The 14753-nt window shown below is 40.8% G+C and carries 9 protein-coding genes and 4 pseudogenes; 2 read left to right on the top strand and 11 right to left on the bottom strand.

Annotated features, from left to right (window positions below):
• Positions 1-110: 110 nt before the first annotated feature.
• From AC805_RS04930 to alr, 5 genes are all read right to left on the bottom strand, one after another.
• Positions 111-1148, bottom strand: coding sequence for a DUF1350 family protein (locus tag AC805_RS04930; protein WP_055074380.1), 1038 nt, complete (start codon positions 1146-1148; stop codon positions 111-113).
• A gap of 432 nt (positions 1149-1580) precedes the next feature.
• Positions 1581-2987 (bottom strand): hypothetical protein, encoded by a 1407-nt coding sequence (locus tag AC805_RS26075; protein WP_197278640.1) that lies wholly within the window; start codon positions 2985-2987, stop codon positions 1581-1583.
• Positions 2988-3078: 91 nt separating this feature from the next.
• Positions 3079-4695 (bottom strand): tetratricopeptide repeat protein, encoded by a 1617-nt coding sequence (locus AC805_RS04920; RefSeq protein WP_055074379.1) that lies wholly within the window; start codon positions 4693-4695, stop codon positions 3079-3081.
• The gene (locus AC805_RS04915) at positions 4635-5504 is read right to left on the bottom strand and encodes an RNA polymerase sigma factor (protein ID WP_055074378.1); all 870 of its coding nucleotides are present in this window, start codon (positions 5502-5504) and stop codon (positions 4635-4637) included. The genes AC805_RS04920 and AC805_RS04915 overlap by 61 nt, the downstream gene beginning before the upstream one ends.
• Before the next feature lie 991 nt (positions 5505-6495).
• Positions 6496-7656, bottom strand: coding sequence for an alanine racemase (gene alr, locus AC805_RS04910; RefSeq protein ID WP_055074377.1), 1161 nt, complete (start codon positions 7654-7656; stop codon positions 6496-6498).
• Between the two features lie 589 nt (positions 7657-8245).
• Between alr and AC805_RS04905 the strand changes: the two genes are divergently transcribed.
• Complete coding sequence (locus AC805_RS04905) at positions 8246-9610, top strand: family 10 glycosylhydrolase (protein WP_231662447.1); 1365 nt, start codon at positions 8246-8248, stop codon at positions 9608-9610.
• A 149-nt stretch (positions 9611-9759) separates the two neighbouring features.
• Here the strand turns inward: AC805_RS04905 and AC805_RS27270 are convergent.
• The 4 genes and pseudogenes from AC805_RS27270 to AC805_RS04890 form a co-directional block, all read right to left on the bottom strand.
• Positions 9760-9828, bottom strand: a pseudogene (locus AC805_RS27270) (DUF433 domain-containing protein); the annotation flags it as partial.
• A gap of 50 nt (positions 9829-9878) precedes the next feature.
• Positions 9879-10823, bottom strand: a complete 945-nt coding sequence (locus tag AC805_RS04900) for a HEAT repeat domain-containing protein (protein WP_055074376.1) — start codon at positions 10821-10823, stop codon at positions 9879-9881.
• A gap of 106 nt (positions 10824-10929) precedes the next feature.
• Positions 10930-11796, bottom strand: a pseudogene (locus AC805_RS04895) (AAA family ATPase); the annotation flags it as partial.
• Positions 11797-11949: 153 nt separating this feature from the next.
• A pseudogene (locus AC805_RS04890) lies at positions 11950-12458 on the bottom strand (Uma2 family endonuclease).
• 125 nt (positions 12459-12583) lie between these two features.
• On the opposite strand from AC805_RS04890, the pseudogene AC805_RS26720 reads away from it, so the two are divergent.
• Positions 12584-12788: pseudogene (locus AC805_RS26720) on the top strand (hypothetical protein); the annotation flags it as partial.
• Positions 12789-12838: 50 nt separating this feature from the next.
• On the opposite strand, the gene AC805_RS04885 reads toward AC805_RS26720, so the two are convergent.
• Entirely contained in the window at positions 12839-13510 is a 672-nt protein-coding gene (locus tag AC805_RS04885) for an alpha/beta fold hydrolase (protein WP_055074374.1), read from the bottom strand.
• A gap of 64 nt (positions 13511-13574) precedes the next feature.
• Positions 13575-14666: a HEAT repeat domain-containing protein gene (locus tag AC805_RS04880; RefSeq protein ID WP_055074373.1), complete on the bottom strand. Its 1092-nt coding sequence runs from the start codon at positions 14664-14666 to the stop codon at positions 13575-13577.
• Positions 14667-14753 lie beyond the last annotated feature (87 nt).

The raw sequence follows: 14753 nt of genomic DNA, 5'->3' as shown, positions 1-14753 counted from the left end.
CTATAGCTACAGTCACTTGAATTAGGACATGACAAGAATTAATTGGCGGCGCTTCGCGCCGCCAATTAATTCTTGTCATGTCCTAGTACACTGGGCGACAGCTATACTTCCTACCTATTTTCTAGACTTTGATGTAATTTACTAACGGGGATTTGAAATTTTATATCGCGTTTTTGGATAGATTCAATAAGAGGAATATTGTCTCCAAAGTCTGGAAAATTGATGACAGCGTTAACCAACTGCATACCCAATGGTCTTAAATGACCGCCGATTAAATATTCTTGAAAATTCTTAGGTGGCTTTTTAAAATCCTTCTCAAACCACAGACATGTTGATAGGGCAATTTTATCGGTCTTGAAGGCAACTATCCCTAAGAGTTTGAATAAATTGCCAGACTTGATGAGGGCATAGGTTTGTTCTGGCGTGGGATTGACATTTATTCCTAAATTAATCAATACGGTGGCTAAAGGCTTAGGAATAGCACTATCAAGCCCCGTATTTACGGGAGCGAGTAGTAAAGAAGGTTGGTTCTTGATAAAGAGGCTGCTGATTTCGACAAGATTTTTTGACTGCTTGGCATTAGTAGCTCGCTCAACGTAATCAGCAATTAATGCTTTAGCCTCTTTGCTCTTTCGCTTTAGCTCATTAGTCAAGCTTAAAAGACCATCAAAAATATAATTAATTTTGCGATCGAGCTTTGCTGGAGAATCCTTTTTGTTTGCCGTTTCTCTAACTATCCGACCAATCAGTTCTTTCAGCTCTTGCGAATTGTCAATGGAAGGTAAGGCACTAAATGCTTCCAAAAGAGCAATATATTTGCACCCAATACTATGCCCAAGCCAAGCAAAGTTGCGATCGCTGAGGTAAGCTGCATAGTCATATCCGCAGGCTATGGCGATTCTGACTAGCTCTGGCATGATTTCATACTGCTCTTTGATTAAAAAACCAGCTTCAGTATAGTGATCGAAAGTAAAGTTGAATGGTAAGACAACTATGGTATAGCCATCCTCAAATAGCCCCCGAAGCAGAGAACGATAGAAAAACATTGGGAAAAACGTACCGAAGAATGCGCCACCGATGAATTGAATGACTCCCTTTGGTTTTGGGTGTAGCGCCGCCCAGCTATGGGCAATAGGTTGAAATTTCATAAATAAGCTGCTTACGTTAATTACCTGTCAAAAATTAATTCCATTCCACAAAGTTATACCAAAACACAAAATTGCTACGCCATTTTGTGTTTTTAAAAACCTTACTGGGTTTGGTTTTCAATTTTCAAAAGTGTAGCCACACTTTTGAAAATTGGTATCATATGTAAGTAACTGGATACAATTAACACAAAAATTATCCTTGTGATACCAATTCACGAAATTGTGACAACATTTTTGTGAATCAAAAACTAAACCTCGTAAGAGTTTTTAATTTAAGAAATGTCTACGCCATTTCTTAACTTTGGCATGAAATATAGATCGGTGAATAACAGCTTAATAAATGGGATTTAAATAATATTATCCACATTTATCCGCATTTATTAAGCTGCTGAAGTTGTTGCCAATCTATTGAAAATCAGCAATCTTAAACACTTACTTAATGAATTTCCAGAGTGTGCTACCACTATCCCTAGTAGGACCTATTGCCGTTGACACGCAGTAGGCATTGCTTTGACAACCTGCACCCCTAGTATCTAGAAAACCTCCTTGGAAATTAGCATATCCGTTCTGAAGTACGACTTCTTGGGCTAGAGTAACAAAGCCATCTTTAGCATTACTTGGAATGATTTTCCAAGTTCCACTACCGATATCTCTATTAGTACTTGTTGCAGTTGATACGCAGTATTTATCGTCATTGCAACCTGCGCCTCTAGTATCTAGATAGGTAGCATTACCGTACTGGTTTTGCAAATAAAATTCATCATTAGCTAAAACAGGTTTACCGTTGTCTGCGGATCCTTTCTTTGAAACAATTTTCCAGCTACCACTTCCACTATCTCTGTTAGTGCTTGTTGCCGTTGATACACAGTAAACATTGCCCTGACAGCCTGTAGCTCTGGTGTCCAAAAAGCCTCCTTTAAAACCAGCATAGCCATTCTGAATATTGTATATTTCTCCATACTTTAAAGCATTAGCTGGAGGAAGTGGTGAAAGGGATTTCCTTGCATTAACAAGAAAAATCGAATCTCCAGTTCTAGGATTGAACTCAAAGGGCTGTTGCCTTGCTGGTTGCTGTAGTTGCGGAGGAAGCAAATAAAAGATCTTTGTGAAATCGGTTTTAACGTCTTCAGTGGCTCCAGAAACTAAGAAACAGTTTGCATCGGTCTTTTTCTTACCAGTAGTTTGATCGTAAAAAATTTGCGAAAATGCGCTGATGGTCAGAGCATCTACTGGAGAGACGTAAACTAAATATTTCTGAGCAGCTAATTCCTTTGCCTTGGATTCAGCATCTGCAACATTTTCAAAGAAAGAGATCGATGTCTTTGCAATTTTGACAGGGCATTGAGATGCAGGCAGACCCGCAACCACACTGTAGATTCTGCCTTGTGCAGGAGCGTCAATGGTGAAAAGGGTGTTCGTTCCTGGCACTACGGCGCTTGCCCCTTGGAAATCAAACCAACCCTGAGTAAACGAGCCATTAATGCCGTTTTTCTGCCGCGCAGCTTCTAGTACTTGCTTATAAGCGGCTGGAAAATCACTTAAGTTTTCAGGAAGCATCGCACTGAGGTCGAGATTGGGAATCGCCACATCATATTTCAAGATATCGCGATATACCTTAACTCCTTCAGCCTGCTGTTCGGGAGTGACATAAAAAGTGGTTATCCCGCGAGATGGGGGCTGGGTAGCTGTAGCTTGTTGAGCATAAGCTGGGTTTACCCCACCTAGACACAAAACAAAGCTAAGAAGCGCAGCCAAAATTGCAGCTAATTTCTTCACAAAATCTCCTGAATATTCTTCGTTCGTAAAGTTATTTTCAGATCTGTGGTTTTTTATGACCACAACTATTTAGACGTTTAACCGATCGAAATCAGTAATTTTTCGAGTTAGCCACATTTTTTCTACTTGTTTCCCAATTCTTTAGGATTGATGTTTAGACTCGTCGCTCTAATTTTTTGCCTTTGAGTTGTCGCAAAAGCATTTCTACCTCTCCACGAATGGGATACAGTAATTGGCATTTCAAGGCATTCTCATAGGCCTGTATGCCCCCTAAGCAATCGCCTAAATTAGTTAAAGCTTTTCCAAGCCAGTACGAAGTCATTGCAGGGTCATGCTCTTGCAGATCCTGACACCCTTGACAAGCGGCTTGCCAATAATTGATTGCTGTCGAAATTGCGATCGCACGATCGCCCCTATCTGATAATGATGATAATGAATAGCTATCTCCCAGCCATAAAGCAACTGGGATCAATTGCAAACCGCCAATGCGCAAAAGTGCTTTCCCCTGCTCAAGTGCGTGGATGGCTGCTGGATGTTTCCCCGCCAAGGCCAATACGCGGCCGTGCAGAATCCAAGGATTGGCTAACTGTGGATCAAGGGCGATCGCTTGCTGGGAGAGAATACAGCCTCTTTCTTTCTGTTCCAAAGACTCTACGAAGATGCGCCCCGCAGTCGCCCATACTCGCCACCGATCGGGAAACCGCAGCAGCATCTCTTCTATCAAGGGCTGTAAATCCTGCAATTGTTTGGCAGTCGCTAACATCTCGCACAGTCCAAGATAAATTTCACAATCATGGGGATATAGATGATAGGCTTGCCCCATGGCGGCGATCGCCTGTTCGTATTCGCCTGTCTCAAATAGACATTTACCGTAGTAATACCAAGCATGGGGATAATTGGGATATTGGGCGGTCAAGGCTGCTAACACCTTTACCCCTAACTGCCATTCCCCTCGCAAAATATGATAGTAAGCCAGCGATTTTTGCGCATCTGCATTATGAGGTGACAGGTTCAGTAAAGAGGTAAGCATTTTTTTGGTCAGTTTTCCCTCTTGCCCAGACACCAGTCGCATCTGACAACGTCGGTCGATTTGACGTTGGATCGTGCGCATATCATCGGGAGCGATCGCGATCGCCCTGCTTAGCTTATCTATCGCAACAGAAAAATCACCAAGAGCGATCAAGGCATCATAGCTGTAAATTAATGCAAGAAAATCATTGGGGGCGATCGCATCAACCTTTTCTAAGGCGGTTAAAACACCCAAAGGATTCTCCCTTTGCCAATGCACCTCTGCTAAAGCCATCCAATGGGCAATATTGTCAGGCTCGATAACTGCTGCCAAGGTAAAGGACTCAATAGCCCTATGACTTTGATCGCGACAGACAGCTATTAACCCATGAATATGATCTTGAGTTCCTTTTTTCTCAGACCGCAATAAGGCTTTTTGATATACCTCCACGGCATCCGCTTTTAAGCGCATTAATCGTAATATTCTCCCTAGTTGCAGCCACACATTCAGTAATTGCGGCTGCAAGGCAATTACTTGCTGATATTCCGCGATCGCCTGTTGCCAATTCCCCATTTGACAGAGTAAATCTGCAAATTCCAATCTCTTTTTCCAGCCTTGGGGATGCTTTTGGACGTATTTTTGCAGGGAAATAAATTTTTGATCTCTTCTAATTATTTTTTCTTTGAAGTCAATGTAAAAATTTAACTCCAACCCAGAAGACTGACTGAGTTGTACCAATGACGCGGTAATTCTTCCTGACATACGACAGTAGAGTTATAGTTGATTTCTTCTTGATAATTATTGATTACAATTGTTAATTCCCAATCACGGGAAGACAATGACTGCATATCCATATAATCTGCTAAATCCATAGATAATGGGAGGGAATCTATAGCCGTATCATCCTCACCAGCTAGATATTTATTTAAATACTTTTGGAGAAATTTTTTAGCCTTTTTAACGGATCTACGAGCATTATCTTCCGAGATAAATAGTTGCTTAGCTATATCTCTATAGGATTTGTCCTGATAGTAATATAGAATAAAAGAAGCGCTCAAACTCTTAGGCAATAATTTGATTTTGTGCTGAATATATCCCCACAATTCTAAGCTCAAAAGATTAGATTCAGGAACAACACCTGCATAATATAAGGATAGATTCTCCTTTGATTTAATCTTCTCGACATTTTCAATTCTTGTTGACTCATTTCGACGCTTTCGGAGGATATCTATACAGAGATTATGGATGAGACGACTTAACCAAGCTTTAGGATATTTTACCTTAGTCACATATTTTGGCCATTCATGACAGGCTTTGAGCATAGCCTGACTTAAGACATCTTCAGCATCAGTGAAGTTGCCCCCCATCCACTTTAAACAACAGTTGTATAGATAACTTTGATGCAATTGCCATAAATGCCAAAAGTCCAAACTATTATTTTGAGATAAACTCGTCAATCGCATTGAGTTTTGGCAGGCATCTTTTTTTTCTAATTCTGGCAGTAGCAATGGAATCACTCGCTCCGCTATTCCCTGTATATATAAATTTTGTGCGCACATTTGCTCGTTCATCTAAGTTCACCTGAGGCTCTATGGATGACGCTTTTCAAACCAGAATATTTATAGGGATATTATTAACTAGAATAGATAAATCCAAAACGGCTTCTTAGCTTCCTTATAACAAAAAAATTAGTCTAGTTCTAACTAGTATTTAACACTTTAGAAGGGAAGGACTAAAGTATTAAAGAATAGATTTACCTTCATGTAAGCAACACAAAATAGTCGATAAGTACTAATTTTTAAATAATGACTTTGCAAATTACAGTCCAATAAATATACGGATTTTATCTAATTTCTCTGTCTTTAGCAATATCATTTTCAACTTTAAAAAACTGAAAATGATATATACTTTGGCTGTAATTTCTAAAAATTATAGCAAAAATCAGAAAAAACATTTAATGCTGAGATAAAAATTTACACTTATAACGATAAAAGTTATAAAACAAAGGGTTTAGTTAATCAAAATTTAACCTTCACAAGGTTTTATTACCTATTACCAAATAGCCAAAGCATGTAAGTAGTTGGATAAAAAAATAATCAAGTGTTACATAGAGTTACCTAATTCCTTATTCATAAAAAGCTAAAAACTACAGAACAAGGCTTACGAGCTTTGCTTAGCGCAAGGTCTTATACCAAATCACAAAATGGCGTTGCCATTTTGTGATTTTCAAACCCTTACTGGGTTTGGTTTTTAATTCCCAAAAGTGTAGCCACACTTTTGGGAATTGGTATTAATTAATATCGAAATGATTAGCAAGGCATAATTAATGTGAGTTCGGGATAATTTGACATGGGCTTTGAGAAAGGGTTTGCTACGCAAACCCTTTCTCAAAGCCCAAAAGTAAAAGCCTTGCTTAGCAAGGCTTTTACTTTTGGGCTTTTAAAATTTGCCAGCTTAATCTGAACTGACGTTAGTTAAAATCCAGATCGAAATTCTATGGCGCAAGGACTGCTTGTAACTCAAGTTTGTGGTTTTTATATTTAATTGCGCTAAGGGACTTAGTTAAATTTCTAACAAAATTTCCTGCCGATCGCCGATCGCATTTACAACATTGATTCTGGGCAAGCGGTGCTTAAATCCACAGAGAATTTCCCATGAAATTGTACCTAACAGCTCTGCCCAATCATCGGCAGTATTTCCCGATGTCCCACCTAAAAATGTCACCACATCGCCAACGTTAACATCAGGTATATGGTTTACATCGATCGCACATTGATCCATCGTAATCGTGCCGATCTGCGCAACTTTGTGCCCCTTAACCGAAACATGAAGGCGATTGGATAAACCACGGGGAATCCCGTCAGCATAACCGATCGCTACTGTTGCCATTTTCATGTCCGCCTTGGCAATGAACGAACGACCATAACTCACACTCGTTCCTGCCGTGATTTCTTTTACTTGGGTAATACGCGCCTTGACCGTAAGTGCTGGTCGCAAATCCACCAGATGTTGAAGATGGGATGCGGGATAAAGTCCATAAATCCCCAAACCAGTTCTCACAATGTCGTAGTGAATTTGGCGATCGCATAACATCGCGGCGGTGTTGCAAATATGAATATGGGGCGGATCGATACCTTCAGCCTGAAGCTCGGCAATGACCTGCTGAAATCTTTGAGTCTGTAACTGCATGAAGGTAAGATCGCGATCGTCGGCAGTGGCGAAGTGGGAATAAACGCTGAGAATTTCTAGATTTGGTAAATGCTGTACGAGTTTGATAAAGGCGATCGCCTCCTGCCAATTTACCCCCAGCCGCGACATACCCGTATCAATCTTGAGATGGACGGGAATCTGCGCCCCAATATTGGCGAGGACTTCATGATAAATCAGCGCTTGTTTGGCATTGCAAATAGTTGGCTGAAGACGATATTCGGCGATCGCTTTGATCTCATCCACACCGTTAGTCGCCCCTAAAATGGCGATCGGAGCCGTAATCCCTGCATTGCGCAACTGTATCCCTTCAGGAATGGTGGCAACCCCCAGCCATGAGGCACCCGCCTCGATCGCGGCTTGACTGACATCGATCGCTCCGTGACCGTAGGCATCAGCCTTAACGATCGCCATTAACTCTGTCGGTGCGGTCAGTAAAGACTTTAATTGATAAACATTATGCTTAATTGCCGATAGATCGACTTCTACCCATGCACGATGGTTTTGCTTGAGCATTACAACGCACTCCTCATGCGATAAAACAACAAACTCGATAGTTGTAGCGCAAGCTGCGCGTACGCTACAGCTTTTGGGGCTTTATATTTAATTACGCCTAATACCAAGTTAAGAAATGGCTACGCCATTTCTTAACTTGAAAACCCTTGCTAGGTTTAGTTTGTAATTCACAACAGTGTCGTCACACTTTCGTGAACTGGTATAAGTACCTCAACATAATTAAAATCCAGCTCTCAAACCTGCGGCGCAGCGTGAGCCGCAGGTTTGAGGGTTTTATATTTAATTAAGCCCATTAGCTACTTTGAGATATCTCTAATACATTGCCAGCACATCGCCAGTACATCGCCAATACATCGTTAGTATATTAATGTGGTTCGGCAAAAAGACGCTTGTCGTTATACCAAGTTGCATAACAAACTCAGAATAGGTACTGCGATAAATCTAATTTTGCCGTAGCTCGATCGCAATTCAGTCAAAAGCATTGTTAAGGCTAGACTTAGAGTGAGAATTGCAATCAGTATTTCTACTTAGTTTATTTTAATTAGTTTAATTAGTTTAATTATCTATACCTATGCGACTCCTGCAACTTATGCCAAGTTTAATGCTGCAAGATTGGCAAAAATATCATCTTCGGTACAAACTGCGGTATGCATTTAAACCAAGTTTTAAACAACCAAGCTTTAAACAAATGTTGCGATCGCGCAAGCGTTTTTTGTCATTTCTTTTTGGAGTGACCTTTTCCTTTACCTTAATTTTGCATAGTCTTGTCCCCGCATGGCTGGGTAGCGATCGGGCGATCGCTCAAATAAAACCCCAAATCCCCCCACTTAGCAAGCCAGTTATCCCTCCCTCCCCACCTATCGTCCAGCCCATAGACAAACGTCAAGAGATCCGTGGCGTATGGTTGACCAGTAATGACTTCTCCATGTTTAGCGATCGCCAACAACTGGGGGAAGCCCTAAAACAGCTCCAGAAACTAAACTTCAACACAATTTACCCAGTGGTATGGAACTCAGGCTATGCCATGTTCCCCAGCAATGTTGCTAGAGATGCGGGAATTCAGCCCTTTGTCTATAAAGGTTCGGAAGGACAAGATATTGTCGCTGACATCATCGCTCAAGGGCATAAAAACAATTTATTGGTGATGCCTTGGTTTGAGTTTGGCTTCATGGCTCCGCCCACTTCAGAATTAGCGACGATCCATCCCGATTGGCTAACCCAAGAGCGGGATGGGGATAAAACCTCCGTATCCGCTGCTGGGGAAGTAGCATGGCTCAACCCTTTCCATCCAGAAGTACAGAAGTTTCTAACAGAATTAGTCCTCGAAGCCGTCTCAAATTACGATCTCGATGGGATTCAATTTGACGACCATACCAGTCTGCCAAAGACCTTTGGCTACGATCGCTATACCCTGAACCTCTATCGCCAAGAGATGAAAGAGGAGGCTCCCGCAAATGTGAACGATCCTGATTGGGTACGTTGGCGAGCCAACAAGATCTCGGCTTTTATGGCAAAACTAAACAAAGCAGTGAAGCAAAGAAAGCCTAACGTAATTTTCTCCGTATCCCCTAACTATTACGATTTTGCCTACAAGCAACAACTGCAAGATTGGCTGGGCTGGGTGCGCCAAAACATTGTCGATGAATTGATCGTGCAGGTCTATCGCAATGATTTAGAGGACTTTCGCGCTCAAATTAATCTGCCCGAAATTGCCGAAGTCCAAAATAAAATCTCTACAGGCATTGGTATTCTCTCAGGACTGCGCCACAGTAACGTACCGATGTCACAGGTTTACTCTCAAGTTATTACTGCCCAAGAGCGTGGTTTAGGGATCGCCTTCTTTTATTACAAGAGTTTATGGGGCTATGGTCCCGAACCTGCCCGCGATCGCCAAAAGGAAATTCAATATCTATTCCGCAATCCAGCACCAAGGCTTGCCAATAGAAATTACTAAGTAGTTAGGCATAATTAAAAACCAAAACCAGAAGAGCATACCGCCCGCACAGCGGGCGGTATGCTCTTCTGGACTTTAAGTTTACTTATGCCTAGCTACTTAGCAAGGATCTGATGTTGAATAACTGCATATTTTTGGATAACTTCTTCCTAGCTCATGCCTCCAGCGAGGAAACCAATAATAATTGCTACGGGAATGCGTGTGCCTTTCAGTACTGGTTTGCCATGTTAAATTTCTGTGTCGATAGTAATGGCATTATCCATTTTGCCTAGACTTTGTAATAATTTTTCCAAGGTTTAGCTGCGTTAAAGTTGAAAATAGTCACTTGAAAATCTGGCGAAAGATTATATTCTTGCAATATATTTTGAACTGCATATGATTTTACGGCTGTTGCACAAGCATTAAGGAATAGCTCTAAACATTGTAATGACATCCCAGATTTCTCATATTCCATCTTCATCCACTTTTTCACGGACTCTATTTTGTATCCATCACAGGGCAAATCCCCTAATCTCCATGTATTGAAATACCATTCACATTCATCACTATATGCTTCAGACAACTCAAAATCCTCTTGAGATGTCTGAAAGCTCAATTTTATTTGACCATGCCAAGGCAAACAGCTTAGATCAAATCCATGAATTGTTTCAAATTTAAAACGTCTTTTCCAACGATATAGTTCATCCCATAGAGCATCTGCAAGATTTTCAATAAAACTATCCATGCCATGAATTGTTTCACCATGTACTTCTCCAATCGCAAATCTTCTTACTTCTTTATTTGGATGATTTATTGCTGATTCCAAGATAGGAATTATATTTTCGTGCTCAATTTCACCCCAAAATAGCATTTGATCTAGAATCTGAACGATTGCTCTTTGAATCTCCTCATCTGGATCGGCAAGGAACTCAGGTATATAATTCAAAATATCTCTATCAGAAACATATTTCATAAGATATACAGCACCTCGCCTATCTTCAAGGTCATGGCTATTTTTAAAGATGTTGTAGCAATGTTTCATGCCTAAAGGACGAAGAACTCTTAGTACTCCTTCTGATAAACACCAGCCATCTTCTAAACTCATGCTGTACTTAACAGCTTGAGCAAAAAAATCCTCACCGAGAATTATTTCGATCGCCTTCAAGCTCAGATAAGTACCGTATTGATCGACTGCCCCAATTTCTGTTGCTAATTTTTTCCAGTTAACCTGCATATAAATTTCTCAGCCGATTATTACTGACCTTCGATCTTTAAGAAGTTTTTAATTTAATAATTTAGAACTCATTTTAGTTTTAATAATTCACATTGCCTACAGGCATATATTCTTGGATGAGCTTGCGTTGACTGACCCGATCGCCTTCGGCTAATAAGCGATCGCCTGCCTCTTTGAGAGTTCTCAGATCAAAGCTAGGTGGACGAAATTCGGGTAAAGCCTCCGTGCTATTTACCAAACGTAAGGACAAGCGCTCTAGACCAATATCGTAGACAAATTTCCGTACTTGCTCGTCGTATAGGCTAGATCGCAATGAACCAAAAAAATCAATCGAGCGATCGGGATACATATCCACCAGACGCTCGATTTCCCATTGGGGAATATTATCGGGTGCAAAAATACCGCTGACAATACCAATGCGATCGGTGCGATCGGGCATCCAGAAAAACTTCTCCATCCGTCCATCCCGAACCAAGGGCGCGTACAAGGTCGAAAAATCATTTCCCGTCACAATAATCGGTACGCGCCGAATCGGATTGCTATCATAGCTCCCTGGCAACTGCACATTGGTCGGATTGTCCGCAATATTCATTAATGTGGCATTAACTAGCTGCGTATTCACCGTATACTGCGTCGTCGAATCAACCCGACCCGCTCCCGCATCAAGATCGTTAATCAAGAGCGCACACATTTTGCCCCGTACCTTGACCAACTCCGCTGCTTCCCGATAGCGCATTCTGATCAATCGCGCAGGATCGCCAGCGTCAGGGCTCTCTAACTCTCCACCCGACATTCTGATCGGCTCAATCCCCAATTTTTCAAATGCCAATTCGCATTGAAAAGACTTACCTTCACCCTTTCCTCCATGAATTCCTAAAATTAAGGGTACTGTCACATTAGGCAATTTCATGAAATTCTTGGCTAAATGAACAGCAAGTTTATCCAAAAAGCGCGGTGAAATGTAATAAGACATACAGATTTATTTTTATAATTAGTCCCAATTTATCGCATTTTAAGCCTCTGTTTACATTTTATTTTTAGGTTTGAATTACTTTTTTGACATTCCCAACTTGCGATCGCCTAAATTCATCATCAGAAATAGCCAGCAAAGCGATCGCAATTCTAATCAAAAAGATAGCTTCTGAAATAGCTCCGATAATGGCATTGTGAAACCTTCAATAACATCTTCACCATCTAGGTCATCGGATTGTTTGAGTAAGCGATCGGGTTCTTGGGCAGAACGATTTTTTGATCGATTTCGGAAATTGTGTTGTTGGGAGAGAGAACTTCGATCGCTAGATCGGGTGAGCCATCTAAAAAGCCGTCGGGTAGTTCAGTAAGTCCCTGTAGTTTTTCCTTGGATACAAAGGAAATATCAGGCGATCGCTTGTTGCCATTCTTCATAGTAAAGGCGGTAGAGTCAAGGATAATGCCAAGTTGTCTAGGCAAAATGTAATTCATTAAAGCCATAACTAGAAGGCTGCAAGTATATCCATGCAATGCACCTGAATTTCCCATATTAACCAGCTCTCCATTCACAAGCTCATAGCAATTTCCATCGGTTAGCGCCATTAGTTCGGCATCTGTCCAGATTTTTTTGTCTGTTACTGGAGTCGGGATTGTCAGTGTTTGCATTTCCAATTCCTACTAAGTCTGGCTGTTGAGTAGTTATTAAACGTGATGTGCAACTAAGAAAGTGCAAAAAAACTCACAGCCGAAAGTGTTAGAAAATAGGACTAACGCCATTAGTGGTGAGCATCATATTTTCTATGGAATATTTTATCATTGCTGTCTTTTGCAAAGTCGATGAACTGGTCAAAGAAATAATGGTTTCCAGCCTTAAAAAGTCGCACCACCTTTGTTCGACAAGCCGCTAATCTGTGGCAGTGCAAAGCAATGCTCCAACAAAAGCTAGCTCAACAATTGGGTGCGCTAAACGACGATTTGCATTTGGCTGATGGCGTTTTGCAGTTTGAAGACTTGGTTGTTTCTTAATTCTTAGTTGCACATGGCGTTTATATAGTTGATAAGACCACTCTGGGATTAGCCCAAAATTCTTGTATTGCTTGGATCACTCTAGGATGAGTTCGGAGATCAGGGTGACTTAATCCATTTAAACAAACAAAATGGGCATGTTTGAACTTAGTCGATTCAACTGTAACCATTAAATCCCAACCACCGATAATATGCCCTGCGACAACTAATGTCGGAATTACAGCCGCAATTTTTTCGGCTAAGTATCGCCTATCTTCTCTAAGATGCTTAGCCATACCGATGCGAAGCCCTAAAGAATAGATTATTTTTGCCAGATCTGCCCCACCAATAGGAGAGCCTAAAAGCACTAAAGATTCGATGCGATGCCACCATTCGGGATGGCGCGATAGTACTTCTACCCAGATGACTCCACCGAGAGATTTAGCAATAATCCGAGCAGGTATATCAGGATAATCTTGAAATGCTTGTGCTGCTGAGTGCGCTACCTTTTGAATAAGTGGTTCGATCGCAAAATGGGTTTCAATAGAAAACTTAAATCTATCTGGTATTAGGGATGGTAATGAGCCTAGATAGGGGGCAATGATTACAGATTGAGGAGGCGAAACTTTTTTCGCTAGAACCTGCATAGTATAGTTGCCGTCACTCATACCATGTTGCGAAAATACTATGAGTTTTGGATATTGACCTTCCATAGGTGAAATTTTCCTCTGTAGATTTGTGATTATTGACCATACAGCAACTTGCTCACAAAAAGTTTTAGGATAATGCACTCCGTATTTTCTTTAATGCATCATTCACATCTGTAATTTGGCAAATCCACCCTTCTTGCTGTTCATCCTTTAGCGCTTTTCTTATTGCCTTAAGTTTAGCAATAGCATCTACTGCATAATTTCCTACTAAACTCCCATAGTTAACAAGAGCAGCGATCGCACGTTCCTGTACATTCCAATCATGTCCTTCGGTATCGTCTAATGCCTTAATGATTATAGGTACAGCTTTTTCAGGAGATACTTGCAATCTACCCATTGAGTTTATGGCATTACCTCTTATATACCATTCGGAAACAGTTGCATTTTCTAGCAAAATCTCACATAAATCTTCATCTTTTTTGCCAGTAGAACCCAATGCTAAAATTGCCAAGCTCTTAGTGTTCTCTGTTTTCGATTTAGCGATATCGATCAGAGGTTCGTATAATAATGCCGATTTTTCATCCATAAGCGAACAGGTAAAGAGGGTAGCATGAAGCAGATTTGTGTTATCTGAGGATAAATGGAGTTTAAGCGCTGTAATTATTTCAGGGAATATGTTAGAAAGTTGGACTAATATTTCACCCACTGTATAAGGATGCTCATTGACTCCTCGTTTTTGCATTAAGCTAAATATCTCAGGAAGTGCTTCTATAGCTTTTACTCCCATTCCTTTGAGGGCATTACATGCCACCCATTCGATTTCTGGATCATCACTTATGAGCATGGACTTAATTTCAGCTATAGCTAATGACGCAAACTCGCCGCAATGCTCAATCAGGGCGGATAAAATGAAATACCTGTCATTAATATAGTTATGGAAATCAAAGTCAACTTGCTTACCAACTCGGATTTCCTGTACATAATTAATACGAGAACTCACATAGGCTTTTATCACTTTCTTTAAAAGCGTCCCATCACCATCCAATTTAATCGCACTAATATAGAGGCTACTATCACTGCGTCCCATCGTATGCCAACGCCCTGCAATTAAATTGATTTCTTCAGTTATAGCGGTAATTTTTTCTTTTTCATTAATGTTGGTATCGACTAAGTGATTAATTAACGTGGCTAAATGTTCAATGCGTTCAATTTCTTTCATCTTTATTTAATATATAGCTATACTCACTTAAGTCAGGAAATCCAACCCAATAGAGAGTGGCGGCGCTTCGCGCCGCCACTCTCTATT

This window comes from Pseudanabaena sp. 'Roaring Creek' (assembly GCF_001402795.1).
GTDB lineage: Bacteria > Cyanobacteriota > Cyanobacteriia > Pseudanabaenales > Pseudanabaenaceae > Pseudanabaena.
The sequence above is the reverse complement of the archived record's forward strand: the minus strand, read 5'-3'. Positions and strand labels throughout refer to the sequence as shown.